The sequence below is a fragment of the Parapedobacter koreensis genome (assembly GCF_900109365.1).
Taxonomy (GTDB): domain Bacteria; phylum Bacteroidota; class Bacteroidia; order Sphingobacteriales; family Sphingobacteriaceae; genus Parapedobacter; species Parapedobacter koreensis.
In genome coordinates this window covers 623,456-636,025 of sequence record NZ_FNZR01000001.1, presented here as the reverse complement: position 1 = coordinate 636,025, position 12,570 = coordinate 623,456, and the positions used below count along the sequence as shown (strand labels likewise).

The following is a 12,570-nucleotide window of genomic DNA, read 5'->3' as shown; positions in this document are numbered from 1 at the left end:
TTTAAAATATGTTTGTCAGCTATATTACACGTGCCCGCCAAAGTTAAACATTTCGGTCACTTGGTAAAACCCGGTTTTGCCCTCAAGCCATTCGGCAGCGATCACTGCACCCAAGGCAAATCCAGCACGGCTATGTGCAGTATGTTTGAATTCAATCTGATCGACCTCAGAACTATACAACACCGTATGTGTGCCGGGCACGTCTTCGATACGGTGGCTTTCAATGAGCAATTGATGGGGTTTTGGAATAGATTCTTCACCCTCACCGATGAGGTTGTTTATCCATTCCGTTTTGGAATCGGTGTGTTCGATGATGCCTTCTGCTATCGTGATAGCCGTACCGCTGGGGGCATCCAGCTTTTGGGTATGGTGGATCTCTTCTACCTGTACATCATATTGCTGGTATGGGTTCATTGCAGTGGCCAACAGTTCGTTGATATAAAAAAACACATTTACTCCAATACTGAAGTTAGAGCCGTACAGCAACGTTTTGTTACCAGCTATGCATCTTTTTTTTACCGCTTCAAGCTGATTATACCAACCGGTAGTGCCTACCACAAGAGGTACATTCGCTTCAAAGCACAAATCGATATTAGCTACAGCGGCTTCAGGCCTACTGAAGTCAATGGTCATATCAGCACCTGCTAAATCTGTGGCGTCGATGCTTTCCCGATTACTTTCATCCACGATGAGGTGGATTTGATGGCCACGTTGCAGGGCAAATTTTTCGATAAGTTGCCCCATTTTACCATATCCGAGTAATGCAATGTTCATGTAAGTAAATCGCTAATTCGCAAACTTAGCATAAAATGTGAATCATTTTTAGTGGAACCTGATTTTTTTTAAAATCTAAATCCCACCTTAAAGCCGATGGCATAGGGGCGGTTCTGATAGGCCAGTGATGTGGCTGGCTGTTGCAGCAGTGTAGGAGAAATGTTGATGCCCAAATCATCGCTTATATCCCAGCGGTGTTTGAGCATGGAAGTGACGTAGGCCTCCACGGCTTGTATGCCCCACCATCCCACAGTCACCAAGATCGTGAGGTCGCGGCTACGTCGGTAATAGTCCATGCCGGCAATTAAGCGATCGGTGGCTTGGCTGCCGGCCTCAAGGTATGGGAAATTCGTATTGGGTGGAATGGCATGATTGTTATTCAACCGGTACTGCGCCTCGCTGCGATACGTTCGATAGTATCGATTGTTAAACTCAAATACGAGCACCGCACTTACGAAACCGCCATAAATCACAGGTACCTTGAGCCACCACCAGCCGCCGTTGGTAATCTGCCCCCAACCGGGTACCTTGAGCGACTGCTTCCATGGCCGTACGGACATGGCTTCCAGTGCCAGCCGTGCAGAATCTTTAAATATCGTTTGTTTCTCTTCTTGGGCTTCCCGTTCGAGCCGTTCCCGTTGCCGCCGCTCCCGGCGGGTTTCGGTAGCCCGCGCGCCAGCGGTATCTATAGCAAGGGAGTCCACCTTTTTGGGGATGGTATCCCTACGCAAACTATCAAGCTCCTGGGCTTGTAGGCTGCCCATAACCCCAAGAGCCAATAGGAAGATAATGAGCAATCGGTTCATCACCAATCTAATAATTCAAGGATCCTGTTGAGATCATCTTCCGAATGGAACGGGATTTCAATAGCGCCATCACCTTTTTTGCCTGAAACTTTCAGTTTCACCCGCGTGGCAAATTTGGAAGCCAGGTCATCTTCCACCTTCTGGTATTGGAAAGACAAGGCCGGTGTTTTGTCCCGTTTGTCAGTTTGCCTATTGGTATATTGTTGGATATCCCGTACCAGTTCTTCGGTTTTCCTTACAGATAGTCCCTTCTTGACAATTTCACGGAAAATATAGAGTTGCTTGTCGATTTCGGATACGTTGATCAGCGCCCGGGCATGTCCCATGCTTAATTGCCCGTCGCGTATGGCCGCCTGTATGACGGGCGGCAGTTTCAACAGGCGCAGGTAGTTGGTCACCGTTGAGCGGTTTTTACTTACCCGATCGCCAAGTTCTTCCTGTTTGAGATTGCATTCCTCAATCATCCGCTGGAAACTCAGCGCTACCTCAATGGCATTGAGGTTTTCACGCTGGATATTTTCAATGAGCGCCATTTCCAGCATCTGCTGGTCATTAGCCGTACGGATGTAAGCCGGTATCTCGGTCAATCCCGCCAATTTTGCTGCCCGCAACCGCCGTTCACCACTAATCAGCTGGTAGGTGTCGCCTTCGGCCTGCCTTACCGTGATGGGCTGTATAAGCCCTTGCAGTTTGATGGAATCCGCCAGTTCGCGTAGTGCTTCTTCATCAAAATCCGTACGTGGCTGGAAGGGGTTGATGGCGATTTTAGAAACGCTTACTGCACTGATTGTGCCCGGAGCTTTCCGTGAGGAAGGTACTTCCGTGACGCTGTTTTCAGATGGCCGCTTGATTACCTCTTCCGAATCGTCGAGCAACGCACTTAATCCCTTACCCAATCCTATTTTCCGTTGTTGTGCTGCCATGTTGTATTATACGCTTACTTGTTCTTTTTCTTCTTTATTGAGGTTGTTTTTCTCAAGGATTTCACGGGCCAGATTCAGGTAGTTGATAGCGCCTTTGCTGTTGGCATCATGCATGATCACGGAGATGCCGAAACTTGGCGCTTCGCTGAGCCGCGTATTGCGCTGGATGATGGTATCAAAGACCAATTCGTGGAAATGCGTCTTCACTTCTTCTACCACTTGGTTAGATAGCCGGAGGCGAACGTCATACATGGTCAATAAGATGCCTTCGATTTCCAATGCGGTATTTAGTCGGTTTTGCACGATTTTGATGGTATTGAGCAATTTACCTAATCCTTCAAGGGCGAAGTACTCGCACTGCACCGGAATAATCACCGAGTCGGAGGCCGATAGCGCATTGATGGTGATGAGCCCGAGGGAAGGTGAGCAATCGATTACGATAAAATCATATTCATCTTTCACTTGGCTCAGAATGCCCCGCATTTTGTATTCCCGTTCATGCAGGTTGATCATTTCGATCTCGGCGCCGACCAAATCAATGTGCGCAGGCAAGAGATCGAGGTTCGGCGTATCCGTATGCTGGATAGCCTCATGCGGATCGAGATCATTAATCAAGCATTCATAGACGCTGGCTTTAATCGCACGTGGGTCAAATCCGATTCCGGAGGTCGAGTTGGCTTGCGGGTCGGCATCTACCAACAAGGTTTTGTATTCCAGCACAGCTAAACTGGCCGCAAGGTTGATGGAGGTAGTCGTTTTACCTACTCCCCCTTTTTGATTGGCTATTGAAATGATTTTACCCATGGGTGATGAAAAATTTCATTAATTTGTACTTTTAAGCTTTTCAGCCATGCTAAATACAAGGGGCTAAGATACGCTTTTTAATTTAATCCATTATGATTACCATTATATCCGGGACAAACCGCCCTCATAGTAATACGTTTAAGCTTTCCAGTTATTATCAACATCAGCTCCTGAAGAAAGGAGTACCGGCCCATATCCTCTCGTTAACGGATTTATCAGTAGACTTTATATCGGCTGATATGTACAAAACCCGGAGCGATGCTTTCCTCCCGTATCAAGAACGTATCAATGCTACGGAGAAATTCATTTTTGTAATCCCCGAGTACAATGGAAGCTTTCCGGGGATTTTGAAAACCTTTGTGGATGCTTGCAAGTTTCCCGATAGTTTTTTTAATAAGAAAGCCGCATTGGTGGGGCTCTCCAGCGGTAAATATGGCAACATCCGGGGGGTAGACCATTTTACGGGTGTCTGCCATTACGTACGGCTACATGTATTGCCGTTGCGCATCCACATCCCTCATATTTTTAATGAATTTGACACCGAAGGCAACTTGTACAAGGAAGATACTGTACGGTTTACCAATGAGCAGATTGAAGAGTTTATTAGGTTTTAGCCGGTGCCGCCGGCGGCAAGCCCACGGAACCGGCTAAAAATCCTATTTCAATTCTTCATCGCTGATTTCGCCGTTGATGACCACTTCTTTGGTCACGGCTTTCAGGGGCATGGGTACCATCTGGTTCACGACGGTAATGGTTTCTGGCAACTGGATACCGTCATAAGTAGCATAGTTGTCCACGGTAGTTTCGCCTGAAAGTGGGCTTTCTGTCTTCAATTTGAGGCCGGTCGCTACGCTGAAATATTCCGTGGACGTATTGCCGCCCTGGGTTACCTTCACCTTGTAAGCATCCTCATCATTCACCTTGGAAATTCCATCCAACTCCAGCTGAGCACCTTTTTCTTGATAGGAAAGTTCGGGGAAGATTTCCAGCAATGCTTGGTAGGCTGCTGCTGCCTCAGCGGGAAGCTCCTGTAATTGCCCTTGGGCGGATACCGTTACCTTGTCTTTGGTGACACGCACGTTGGACAATACCTGAGCGCCAAGCTTGGTGTTTTGTACGGCGATGCCTTTGGTCTTATCCACCAGCTGTTCGATGGTAATGGCCATTCCCTGTATTTCCGCTTCACTTATTAGCCGGATGCTGTTTACGGCCGCCAGCTTTTCACGGCCGCCTATGGCCTCGATGTATTTTTCAATGACACCTTCGGCCGTGACGCTCGCATCGGTAATGGCTACTTTTACTTCCGGATCGCCGGTGACGGTATAAAACTGCACGTCACCAAAGGCACCCATCTTGTCCGCAAAATCATCCGCTTTACCCACAATAGTGATTTGCAGGCCACTGTTGCGCACATATTTAGCAGCAATATCATTGATTTGGGCCAAGGTAATGCCATCCATGTTTTTGAGGTAGTTTTTATAGTAGTCTTTTGGCAGCTTCTGCAACTCGGTATTGATGGCAAAGCTGGCAATCGTAGAAGGCTGCTCCAATGACCGGCCGAAGCTGCCGGCGAGGGCTGCCTTTGCAAGGTCAAGCTCCTCCTGGGTGATGGTTTTTTCGCGTAGCCTGTCCAGTTCATGAATAAACTCCCGGGTAGCGCTGTCGGTCACCGAGTTGCGCACGGAAGCGCTGGTATTGAGTGTAGCCACCAGCTTGTCTGGCGTAATGCCGCCATAAGCGCCATAAGTGTATCCTTTATCTTCCCGAAGGTTGAGAAACAGGCGTCCGGACGAACCGCCACCAAGCACGCGGCTTACCACATTGACGGCGATGACATCCGGGTTATTGGGTTTCAAATCAAGCGGATAGCCCACGTTGATGACCGATTGGGCACTTGCCGATCGGTTTGCCACCACGACCTTATTGCCTTGTAGTGGCTGCGGAGCCGACCACTCGTGCTTGGGTACGTCTCCCTTTTGCCAGCCAGCGAAATACTGGCCCACCAGTTCTTTGGCTTCAGCCGCCGTGATGTCACCCACGATGGCTAAGTAGGCCACATTGGGTTTGAAATAGGTACTGTAATAATTTCTGAAATCGGCCACTTGCAGGTTTTCTACCGTCTTTTCCGTTTCAGTTTCCCCATAGGGATGATCTTTGCCATACATAGCCGCATTCCGTACAACGCCGATGATGCTATTGGGATCATCTTTGGCAGCCGCCAGCGATGAGATCAGTTGTTTTTTCAGCTTGTCGAGCTCCGATTGAGGAAATACGGGGTTGAACAATACATCGGCAAACAGTTCAAGCAACTGGCCGTTGTACTTTTTCAATGAAGATGCACTTGCCGAGGTAGAAGAAGCGCTGATGCGTGCACCGATACGGTCAATGGCCTCATCGAGTTCATCTTTGCTGCGCGTGGCCGTGCCGCCCATGAGCATGTCGCCAGCGAGGGAGGTGAGCCCTGCTTTATCGCCTTCCAGGATGGGGTCGCGGTCGATCACGAGTGAATACGTCACCCGTGGCAGCTTGTGGTTTTCCACGACGAACACCTTCAAGCCATTGTCCAATGTAAAGGTGGCCGGATCGCCGATGTTGATTTGCGGAGCCGGGCCCGGTTCGGGGTACTTGCTACGGTCTACCTGTGCGAAAGCTGTGGTGCAGGTGCCGGCCAAGGCCAATAGATATATGCTGATTTTCTTCATGTTGTTGATTTCGTTAGCTTGAAAATAAGCGGTTACTGTTTCGGTTCTTCAGATTTCGGTAAATAGCGCAAGACCACGCGGCCTTCTCTGGCCAGGTATTGCTGCGCTACCCGTTGAATATCTTCACGTGTCACCTTGTTGTACTTCTCCATTTCATGGTTTACCTCGTCGGCATCGCCGAAGAAGGTTTTCGCCTCGGCAAGGCTTTCCGCTATCCCGGCCACGGATGCATGGCGGCTCACCACGGCGTTTTCCACCTGCGCTTGCAGTTTCTGAAAATCACTTTCCGATATGCCGTTGGCGATGACTTTTTCGATCTGCTCGTCAAGCGCCTGTTGCAACGTGTCTGCCGATATCCCCATATTGGCGATGGCATAGGTCAGCAGCACACCACCGTCTTCGAGGTCAAGCGGGAATGCCGCTACGCCTATGGCTTTCTGCTGCTTATCCACTACCTCTTTGGTCAGCAGTGAGCTGTTCCCTCCGGTGAGGTAAGTAGAGAGCATGCTCAGCGCATAAGAGTCCTGGTGTTTTTTTTGTGGCAGGTTGTACGCCAGGATGACGGCAGGCAGCTGGATATTGTCGTACACGACGTCGCTTATTTCCTGTGTGCGCTTGGGTTCCGTTATATTCGGCCGGTTGATGGTGCCGGTGCCAACCGGTATTTCGGAGAAATATTCGCGTACCCAAGTTTCCGCTTGGTTGTAGTCAATGTCGCCAGCAATGGAAAGAACGGCATTGTTGGGTACATAGTATGTCCGGTAAAACTGCATAAATTCATCCAGTGTAGCCGCATCCAAGTGTTCCATTGAACCGATGACCGTCCAGTTGTAAGGATGTACCTGATGGGTGCGTTTAAACGTTTCCATCAAGATAGTGCCGTACGGACGGTTGTCGTAGGACTGCCTTTTTTCCTCTTTTACTACGTTGCGCTGGGTTTCTACACCTACGGTGTCAATCTTGGCATGTAGCATCCGCTCACTTTCCATGTAGAGCGCTGTTTCGAGATAATTTGCCGGTACCACTTCATGATAGTAGGTGATATCATTTGAAGTATAAGCATTGAGCGTGCCACCAATGGACTCGATTTTTTTCATGTATTCGCCGCGTCCGATATTTTCGGTACCCTCGAACAGCAAGTGTTCAAAGAAATGCGCAAATCCCGTCCGTTCGGGATTTTCGTTTTTTGAGCCCACATGGTACATCACCGATACGGCCACAATAGGCGTTGTATTGTCTTGGTGCATCAGTACGGTGAGGCCATTATCGAGCTTGAATTCCTTGAATTCAATGCGGTTCTGGGCATCTGCAATGACTCCATTGCAAAGCAACAGGCCGACAAACGCGGTAATGGATAGCGTTTTCTTCATATGTGATATTTTTGGTTAAAAGAACTTAAGCGTCGACTAAACGTTATGCAAGTTTACTATTATTGGATGAAAAAGCAGGCTTATTGTTACACTTTTGCATAACCACAGGTTTTAAACGCTGGGTTTCAGTTGGCTATTTGCTGATGTCTTCAATATCCCTCACTTATCAGCTCATGGTTGATAAATGCGCCTGCCGTGGTGCCCCCAGCGACGGCTGATGCCACACTGCGCATCTTGGTGACGTTATCACCGGCAGCATAAATCCCCGGTACCGTAGTTTTTTGGAAACCATCTACCTTGACATGTCCGGACTCCAGTAATTCACAGCCCAGTTGTTCCAGCAAGGGACAGTGCTGCACGAACGGGACAGCGGCATACAATGCCGTCAGGGCAAATTTGTTGCCATCTGCCAATACGATATGGTTCAGGTGACCCGCTGTGTGCACGACTTGTTGTAGCGGGGCGGTCACGATGGCAATATCCATGGCTGCGAGTTGCTTGGCGTGGTCGTCTGAAATGGTGGGCTCGCCATTGGTAAATACGGTGAGTTGCTTAGTCCAGTTGGCTATCAAGCGGCTTTTTTCGAAGGCCATTTCGCCATTGGCCAATAAGCCGGTGGGTTCATTGCGATACTCATAGCCATGGCAGTAGGGGCAATGTATCACCGATATGCCCCAGCACGCAGCAAAGCCATCGATTGCAGGCAATTGGTCTTTGATGCCGGTAGCGAATAGTACTTTTTTAGCTATTATCCGTGTTCCCGCAGCCGTTTCAATTCGGAAATCCAGGTTTTCGCCGGAGACATCGATTGCCTCGTCCTGTATAATTTGTACCGTTGGATAGGCGAGCACTTGTTCGCGGCCAAGTGTGGCAATGCCAGCCGGTGTATTGCCATCTTGGGTAAGGAAATTGTGGGAGTGGGGTGTCTGCGCGTTGCAGGGCTTACCGCCGTCAATGATGAGCACCCGGCGTATGGATCGGCCCAGTGCCATGCCGGCGGCGAGGCCTGCGTAGCTGCCGCCAACGATTACTACGTCAAAGTTTGTTTGCTGTTGCATATGAGGATAACTATAAATGTCTCGAAAATGAGACATGGTGTTATAAAATTTTTTAAATGCCGATGCCCCTGCTAAACGAAAACCAAGCAAATTGCTTTTGGTTCATTTTGGCCACTGCTCCCGCATGATCAGCCTTTACAGCGGTATTGACCACGCCACTGAAAAAACAGTACACCCATTCGGCAGTGACGTGCTTGCTGACGATTGCTTGGTCTTGTAGGTGTACAACGAATTGTAGGAAACGGCGGTACATAGCTTCATAAGCCGCACAGTCGTCATTGGTGCTGTGGTGGTCGTGTGTATCGCTATTATGCAATTTATGAAAGAAGGCATACTTCGCTCCGCAATCTATTGCAGCATACAATAGCTGTTCCAACCGGGACAAGGAGTCGCCCGGATTATCGAGGGCGGCGGCCATGGCTTCGCTGCACCGCTTGCGGATGTCTTTGCTGCAAGCGGTAAGCAATTCACTGCGATCTTTAAAATAGCGATGGAGTGTCCGCCGTGTCACCAGCGCCTTTTCGGCGACTTTTTCCAATGGAGCCGACTGGTCGTCATTGAATACGGCGATGGCAGTGTCTACAATTCGTTGTTTCGTGTCTTGTATCATAAATAATGGCACAAGAATAGGATTAATTTCTCAGAAATGTGACATTGGGGTGTCATAAACCAATCCACCCCAATTGCTCATACACGCCCAATAGATCTTCGCTGAACCATGCCTCGGCAATTTTGCCGCCAGCGATACGGTAAAGGCCCATGCCATGCCATTTGGCGAATTTGTTGGTGGGTGGTATGCCGTTAAACGAACCCACATTCCATCCGCTATTGGTAAAATACAGGGTCACCTTGTCGCCATTTGGTACAATATCCAGGATTTCCAGGTGCATATCCTTGAATGCACCACCGATACTGGCCTTGAGTGAAGCTTTATATGCATCGATGCCATTGAGGGTAGTTTCACTGTAATGCCACTTCATGTCTTTAGTCCATAGTTCATCTACTTTTTCGATATTCCCTTCATTGATTACTTCCGCGACGAAGGTTTTTACAAGAGCTATATTGGCCAGCTGTTCATTCGTTTGGGCGATTTTTTTTGTATTCAACGAGCGGAACAGGAAATCAATGGCGGATTTCCGGGCGGCTATGGCCTCGGGAATGGTTTTATATACGGTGAACGCATGCCACATCCCTTCGGCAACGTCCAACTGGGCAGGTACGTCGGCCGCCTTCAGTTTCCAGTACAAGCGTGATGAATTGCTTAAAAATAGATCGCGGGTAGATGTGTTGATGATGGTCGCCGGAAAATCGGACGTATAGGTTCCATAAACCGGTGACAGCAAGGGATTTTTCAATCTCGGATCGCTTTTGTCTTTAATGCCGGTAAATGGGGGGATGTACAGCTTGTCGCCTTGGTTTTTCAATCCCAGTAGATCCCTGCCGTCGTTTGCCACGTACGAATCGCCCACGCCCGATACATCCAAGCTTGGGGATAACAGTGCAATGGAATTAATCATCGGCAGGCTTTCTTCTTTGGCTTTCAGTAGCATACCCATCATATGCCCACATCCCGAAGAGGTGCTATAACCCACGATCTTGTTCGGATCATACTGACCTACGAGGTATTTATAGACGGAGAGGGCTTCATTCAGCGCTGTAGGGAATTTAGCTTCCGGCGCGAGCGTATAGTCAAGGGAATAAGTTTTCAAACCCAGCTCATGCGCCATGAGCAACCCGGTCTGGTCGGTGGCTGAGCCCATGACATAGCCGCCACCATGGATATAATAGGCGATCTTATCGCGATTTTCCGGTTTGAGGGTTTGGGGTGTAATCACGTGTACCTTCACGCCGTCAATAAGTGTGTCGGTAATGGTGGGCTTAAGCTCATCCATGTTTTGCGCCAATTGCACCTTTTCTAACTGGGCAAACTGGTTGCGGATTTTCAAAATCATGTTATCCGACGGATTGATTAAAGGGATGCGAATGTCTTTAAACGTCTTTAAGGTATCTACGGCAGCTTGGCTCATGGAAGCCTGCTGGCTCTCGGTCATCGGAAATTTGCTTGCACAACCGGTTGTGAATAGGGCGGCGAATAATGATGCCGAAAAAAGTGATCGCGTTTTCATCGTTTTGTGATTTAATTTTAACTGCTCAATCATTTGCATGCAAAACTATCGCACTCAAGGCCACTGGATTTTTGTGAGGAGTTCAATTCCGTTTGCTCAAAAGTCCAGCTTGGTCTATCAAGGGATTTCCGATAAACAAAAAAATTGCTTATTCTTGAACAACTGCCGAATGCTAATGGAGAAAGCAACGGCAGGCATTGAATGGATTTGTTTTTGAAAGGAAATAGACGATGTACCAATCGCGTAGGGAGGACTATATTGAGCGGCTGATTAAACGCTTTTTCGAGGCACTTGAACGGGTTAAAGGGAAGAATAGCCAAGCCTTGGATGATGCCTTGCCCGATGTGCAAGATGAAATGGCCGCGCTTTATGAGGAATACTTTGGTACCAAACGTCAAGGCATCCTCCAACAGCCCGTGCAAAACCTCCCTGAAATTGTCGCGACGTTGGAGCCTCATCAACTCAGGCCGTTGGCCCTATTGCTGTACCATGATGCCATGCGGCAATCCTCCGGCGAAGAAAAATGGATGCTTTTGGCGCGATCGAAAGCGCTTTTAATGCAAGGGCATGCGGCAACCGGTCAAATTGACTTCGAAGACGTTCAGCTATTGAGCCACATTGAGCAGGAACTGGCTGACTGGTGATAATTTTTATAACATTTTTGTGAAAAGAAGGTGTGAACTGGCAATCTTTACTTAATTTTAGTGGCAGAAATTAAGAACGACACCAAATCGACAAGACTTTTTATGAATAAGATTGCTTCGCCTGCTGCCTTGGGCAGTATTATGTTGTCAACCATCGCCGTTTTCGCTCAAACCTATGACGATCCACAAATCAAGGCCAAGGCCACGGCTATCCATGCCTCAGCATTGACACTCGATACGCATTGTGACCTGCCGATGCTCATGCATTCACGGCCGGATTTTGACGTGGCCGAAGAACATAATCCCCGCGCTTCCGGATCCCGGGTAGACTTCCCGCGAATAAAAAAGGGGGGTATGGACGCCATGTTTTTTGCCGTATACCTGGGTCAGGGAGCCCGTACACCCGAAGGCAACGCCGGTGCCAAGAAACTCGCACTGGAGCTTTTTGACATTGTGCATCACATTGCGGATGACCACCCCAATATCGCCGGACTGGCTACTACGCCCGAGGAAGCGATGGCGTTGAAAAAAGCAGGTAAGTTCTCGGTGTTCACCGCAGTGGAAAATGGATGGGCCATCGGCAACGACCTGTCGCTCCTGAAAACGTATTATGACCTCGGCGCCCGGTACATGACGCTATGTCACACCAGCAATAATGACATCTGTGATTCATCAACTGACGCGAAAGGGCCGGAGCACGATGGGCTTAGCCCCTTCGGTGTTGAGGTGGTCAAGGAAATGAACCGGCTGGGTATGATCGTGGATGTATCGCATACGTCCGATGGCACCGTATGGGATTGCCTCGAACTTTCGGCTGCACCGATCGTGGCCACACACAGCTCGGCAAGGGCGTTGTTTAATCATCCGCGCAACCTGACAGATGACCAGATCAAGGCGATAGCAGCTAAAGGCGGGGTGATTCAGATGAATATGCTCAGCGGTTACCTGAAAGCAGGTGACCCCAAGCGGGCTAAAGCCATGCAGGCACTTCGTGAGAAGTATCCAAGGGGTGCTGACCTCACTGAAGCGCAGCAACAAGCGAGGGCTGCGGAAATGCAGGAACTCAACAAACAATTCCCGGAACAGCCGGCTACCTTGCAGATGGTGGTGGATCATATCGACCACATCGTGAAACTCGTGGGTGTGGATTATGTAGGAATTGGCCCTGACTTGGACGGTGGCGGTGGTGTCACGGGTATGTACGATGTAAGCGAAATGGGCAATATTACCTATGAGCTGGTCAAACGTGGTTACAGCGAGGAAGACATTAAAAAAATATGGAGCGGCAATTTTTTCCGTGTGATGAAGGAGGCCCAGCGCGTAGCTGCGGAGTTGAACAGGGGGTAACCCACTTCGTAAGAAT

At 49.0% G+C, this 12,570-nt stretch carries 12 protein-coding genes; 3 read left to right on the top strand and 9 right to left on the bottom strand.

Annotation, left to right across the window (positions count from 1 at the left end; translation table 11 throughout):
• Nucleotides 1-24 precede the first annotated feature (24 nt).
• The 4 genes from dapB to BMW65_RS02610 form a co-directional block, all read right to left on the bottom strand.
• Nucleotides 25-774 carry a 4-hydroxy-tetrahydrodipicolinate reductase gene (dapB, locus tag BMW65_RS02625; RefSeq protein ID WP_090602531.1) on the bottom strand — a complete coding sequence of 250 codons (750 nt, stop codon included), beginning with the start codon at nt 772-774 and terminating at the stop codon, nt 25-27.
• Between the two features lie 68 nt (nt 775-842).
• Complete coding sequence (locus BMW65_RS02620) at nt 843-1,580, bottom strand: DUF5683 domain-containing protein (RefSeq protein WP_090602529.1); 738 nt, start codon at nt 1,578-1,580, stop codon at nt 843-845.
• Complete coding sequence (locus BMW65_RS02615) at nt 1,580-2,503, bottom strand: ParB/RepB/Spo0J family partition protein (protein ID WP_090602528.1); 924 nt, start codon at nt 2,501-2,503, stop codon at nt 1,580-1,582. Before BMW65_RS02615 ends, BMW65_RS02620 begins: the two co-directional genes overlap by 1 nt.
• A gap of 6 nt (nt 2,504-2,509) precedes the next feature.
• Nucleotides 2,510-3,307 (bottom strand): ParA family protein, encoded by a 798-nt coding sequence (locus BMW65_RS02610; RefSeq protein ID WP_090602526.1) that lies wholly within the window; start codon nt 3,305-3,307, stop codon nt 2,510-2,512.
• Nucleotides 3,308-3,399: 92 nt separating this feature from the next.
• Between BMW65_RS02610 and BMW65_RS02605 the strand changes: the two genes are divergently transcribed.
• On the top strand, nt 3,400-3,921 hold the full coding sequence (locus tag BMW65_RS02605) for an NADPH-dependent FMN reductase (protein WP_090602525.1): 522 nt from the start codon (nt 3,400-3,402) through the stop codon (nt 3,919-3,921).
• Between the two features lie 42 nt (nt 3,922-3,963).
• On the opposite strand, the gene BMW65_RS02600 is transcribed toward BMW65_RS02605, so the two are convergent.
• From BMW65_RS02600 to BMW65_RS02580, 5 genes are all read right to left on the bottom strand, one after another.
• Nucleotides 3,964-6,009, bottom strand: a complete 2,046-nt coding sequence (locus BMW65_RS02600) for a M16 family metallopeptidase (RefSeq protein WP_090602523.1) — start codon at nt 6,007-6,009, stop codon at nt 3,964-3,966.
• Between the two features lie 32 nt (nt 6,010-6,041).
• Entirely contained in the window at nt 6,042-7,379 is a 1,338-nt protein-coding gene (locus BMW65_RS02595) for a M16 family metallopeptidase (RefSeq protein ID WP_090602521.1), read from the bottom strand.
• Between the two features lie 149 nt (nt 7,380-7,528).
• Entirely contained in the window at nt 7,529-8,437 is a 909-nt protein-coding gene (locus BMW65_RS02590; protein ID WP_090602520.1) for an NAD(P)/FAD-dependent oxidoreductase, read from the bottom strand.
• A 52-nt stretch (nt 8,438-8,489) separates the two neighbouring features.
• Entirely contained in the window at nt 8,490-9,047 is a 558-nt protein-coding gene (locus tag BMW65_RS02585) for a TetR/AcrR family transcriptional regulator (RefSeq protein WP_090602518.1), read from the bottom strand.
• Nucleotides 9,048-9,099: 52 nt separating this feature from the next.
• The gene (locus BMW65_RS02580) at nt 9,100-10,563 is read right to left on the bottom strand and encodes an alpha/beta hydrolase fold domain-containing protein (RefSeq protein ID WP_177180967.1); all 1,464 of its coding nucleotides are present in this window, start codon (nt 10,561-10,563) and stop codon (nt 9,100-9,102) included.
• 230 nt (nt 10,564-10,793) lie between these two features.
• On the opposite strand from BMW65_RS02580, the gene BMW65_RS02570 reads away from it, so the two are divergent.
• A complete protein-coding gene (locus BMW65_RS02570) occupies nt 10,794-11,207 on the top strand; it encodes a hypothetical protein (RefSeq protein WP_090602514.1) in 414 nt (137 codons plus the stop codon).
• A 102-nt stretch (nt 11,208-11,309) separates the two neighbouring features.
• A complete protein-coding gene (locus BMW65_RS02565) occupies nt 11,310-12,554 on the top strand; it encodes a dipeptidase (protein ID WP_218145325.1) in 1,245 nt (414 codons plus the stop codon).
• Nucleotides 12,555-12,570: the final 16 nt, after the last annotated feature.

Excerpts from the sequence above, each read along its gene's own strand:
- BMW65_RS02605 (WP_090602525.1), top strand. The coding sequence starts at position 3,400 with ATGATTACCATTATATCCGGGACAAACCGCCCTCATAGTAATACGTTT.
- BMW65_RS02565 (WP_218145325.1), top strand. The coding sequence starts at position 11,310 with ATGAATAAGATTGCTTCGCCTGCTGCCTTGGGCAGTATTATGTTGTCA.
- BMW65_RS02570 (WP_090602514.1), top strand. The coding sequence starts at position 10,794 with ATGTACCAATCGCGTAGGGAGGACTATATTGAGCGGCTGATTAAACGC.
- BMW65_RS02580 (WP_177180967.1), bottom strand. The coding sequence starts at position 10,563 with ATGAAAACGCGATCACTTTTTTCGGCATCATTATTCGCCGCCCTATTC.
- BMW65_RS02590 (WP_090602520.1), bottom strand. The coding sequence starts at position 8,437 with ATGCAACAGCAAACAAACTTTGACGTAGTAATCGTTGGCGGCAGCTAC.
- BMW65_RS02595 (WP_090602521.1), bottom strand. The coding sequence starts at position 7,379 with ATGAAGAAAACGCTATCCATTACCGCGTTTGTCGGCCTGTTGCTTTGC.
- dapB (WP_090602531.1), bottom strand. The coding sequence starts at position 774 with ATGAACATTGCATTACTCGGATATGGTAAAATGGGGCAACTTATCGAA.
- BMW65_RS02600 (WP_090602523.1), bottom strand. The coding sequence starts at position 6,009 with ATGAAGAAAATCAGCATATATCTATTGGCCTTGGCCGGCACCTGCACC.
- BMW65_RS02610 (WP_090602526.1), bottom strand. The coding sequence starts at position 3,307 with ATGGGTAAAATCATTTCAATAGCCAATCAAAAAGGGGGAGTAGGTAAA.
- BMW65_RS02615 (WP_090602528.1), bottom strand. The coding sequence starts at position 2,503 with ATGGCAGCACAACAACGGAAAATAGGATTGGGTAAGGGATTAAGTGCG.
- BMW65_RS02585 (WP_090602518.1), bottom strand. The coding sequence starts at position 9,047 with ATGATACAAGACACGAAACAACGAATTGTAGACACTGCCATCGCCGTA.
- BMW65_RS02620 (WP_090602529.1), bottom strand. The coding sequence starts at position 1,580 with ATGAACCGATTGCTCATTATCTTCCTATTGGCTCTTGGGGTTATGGGC.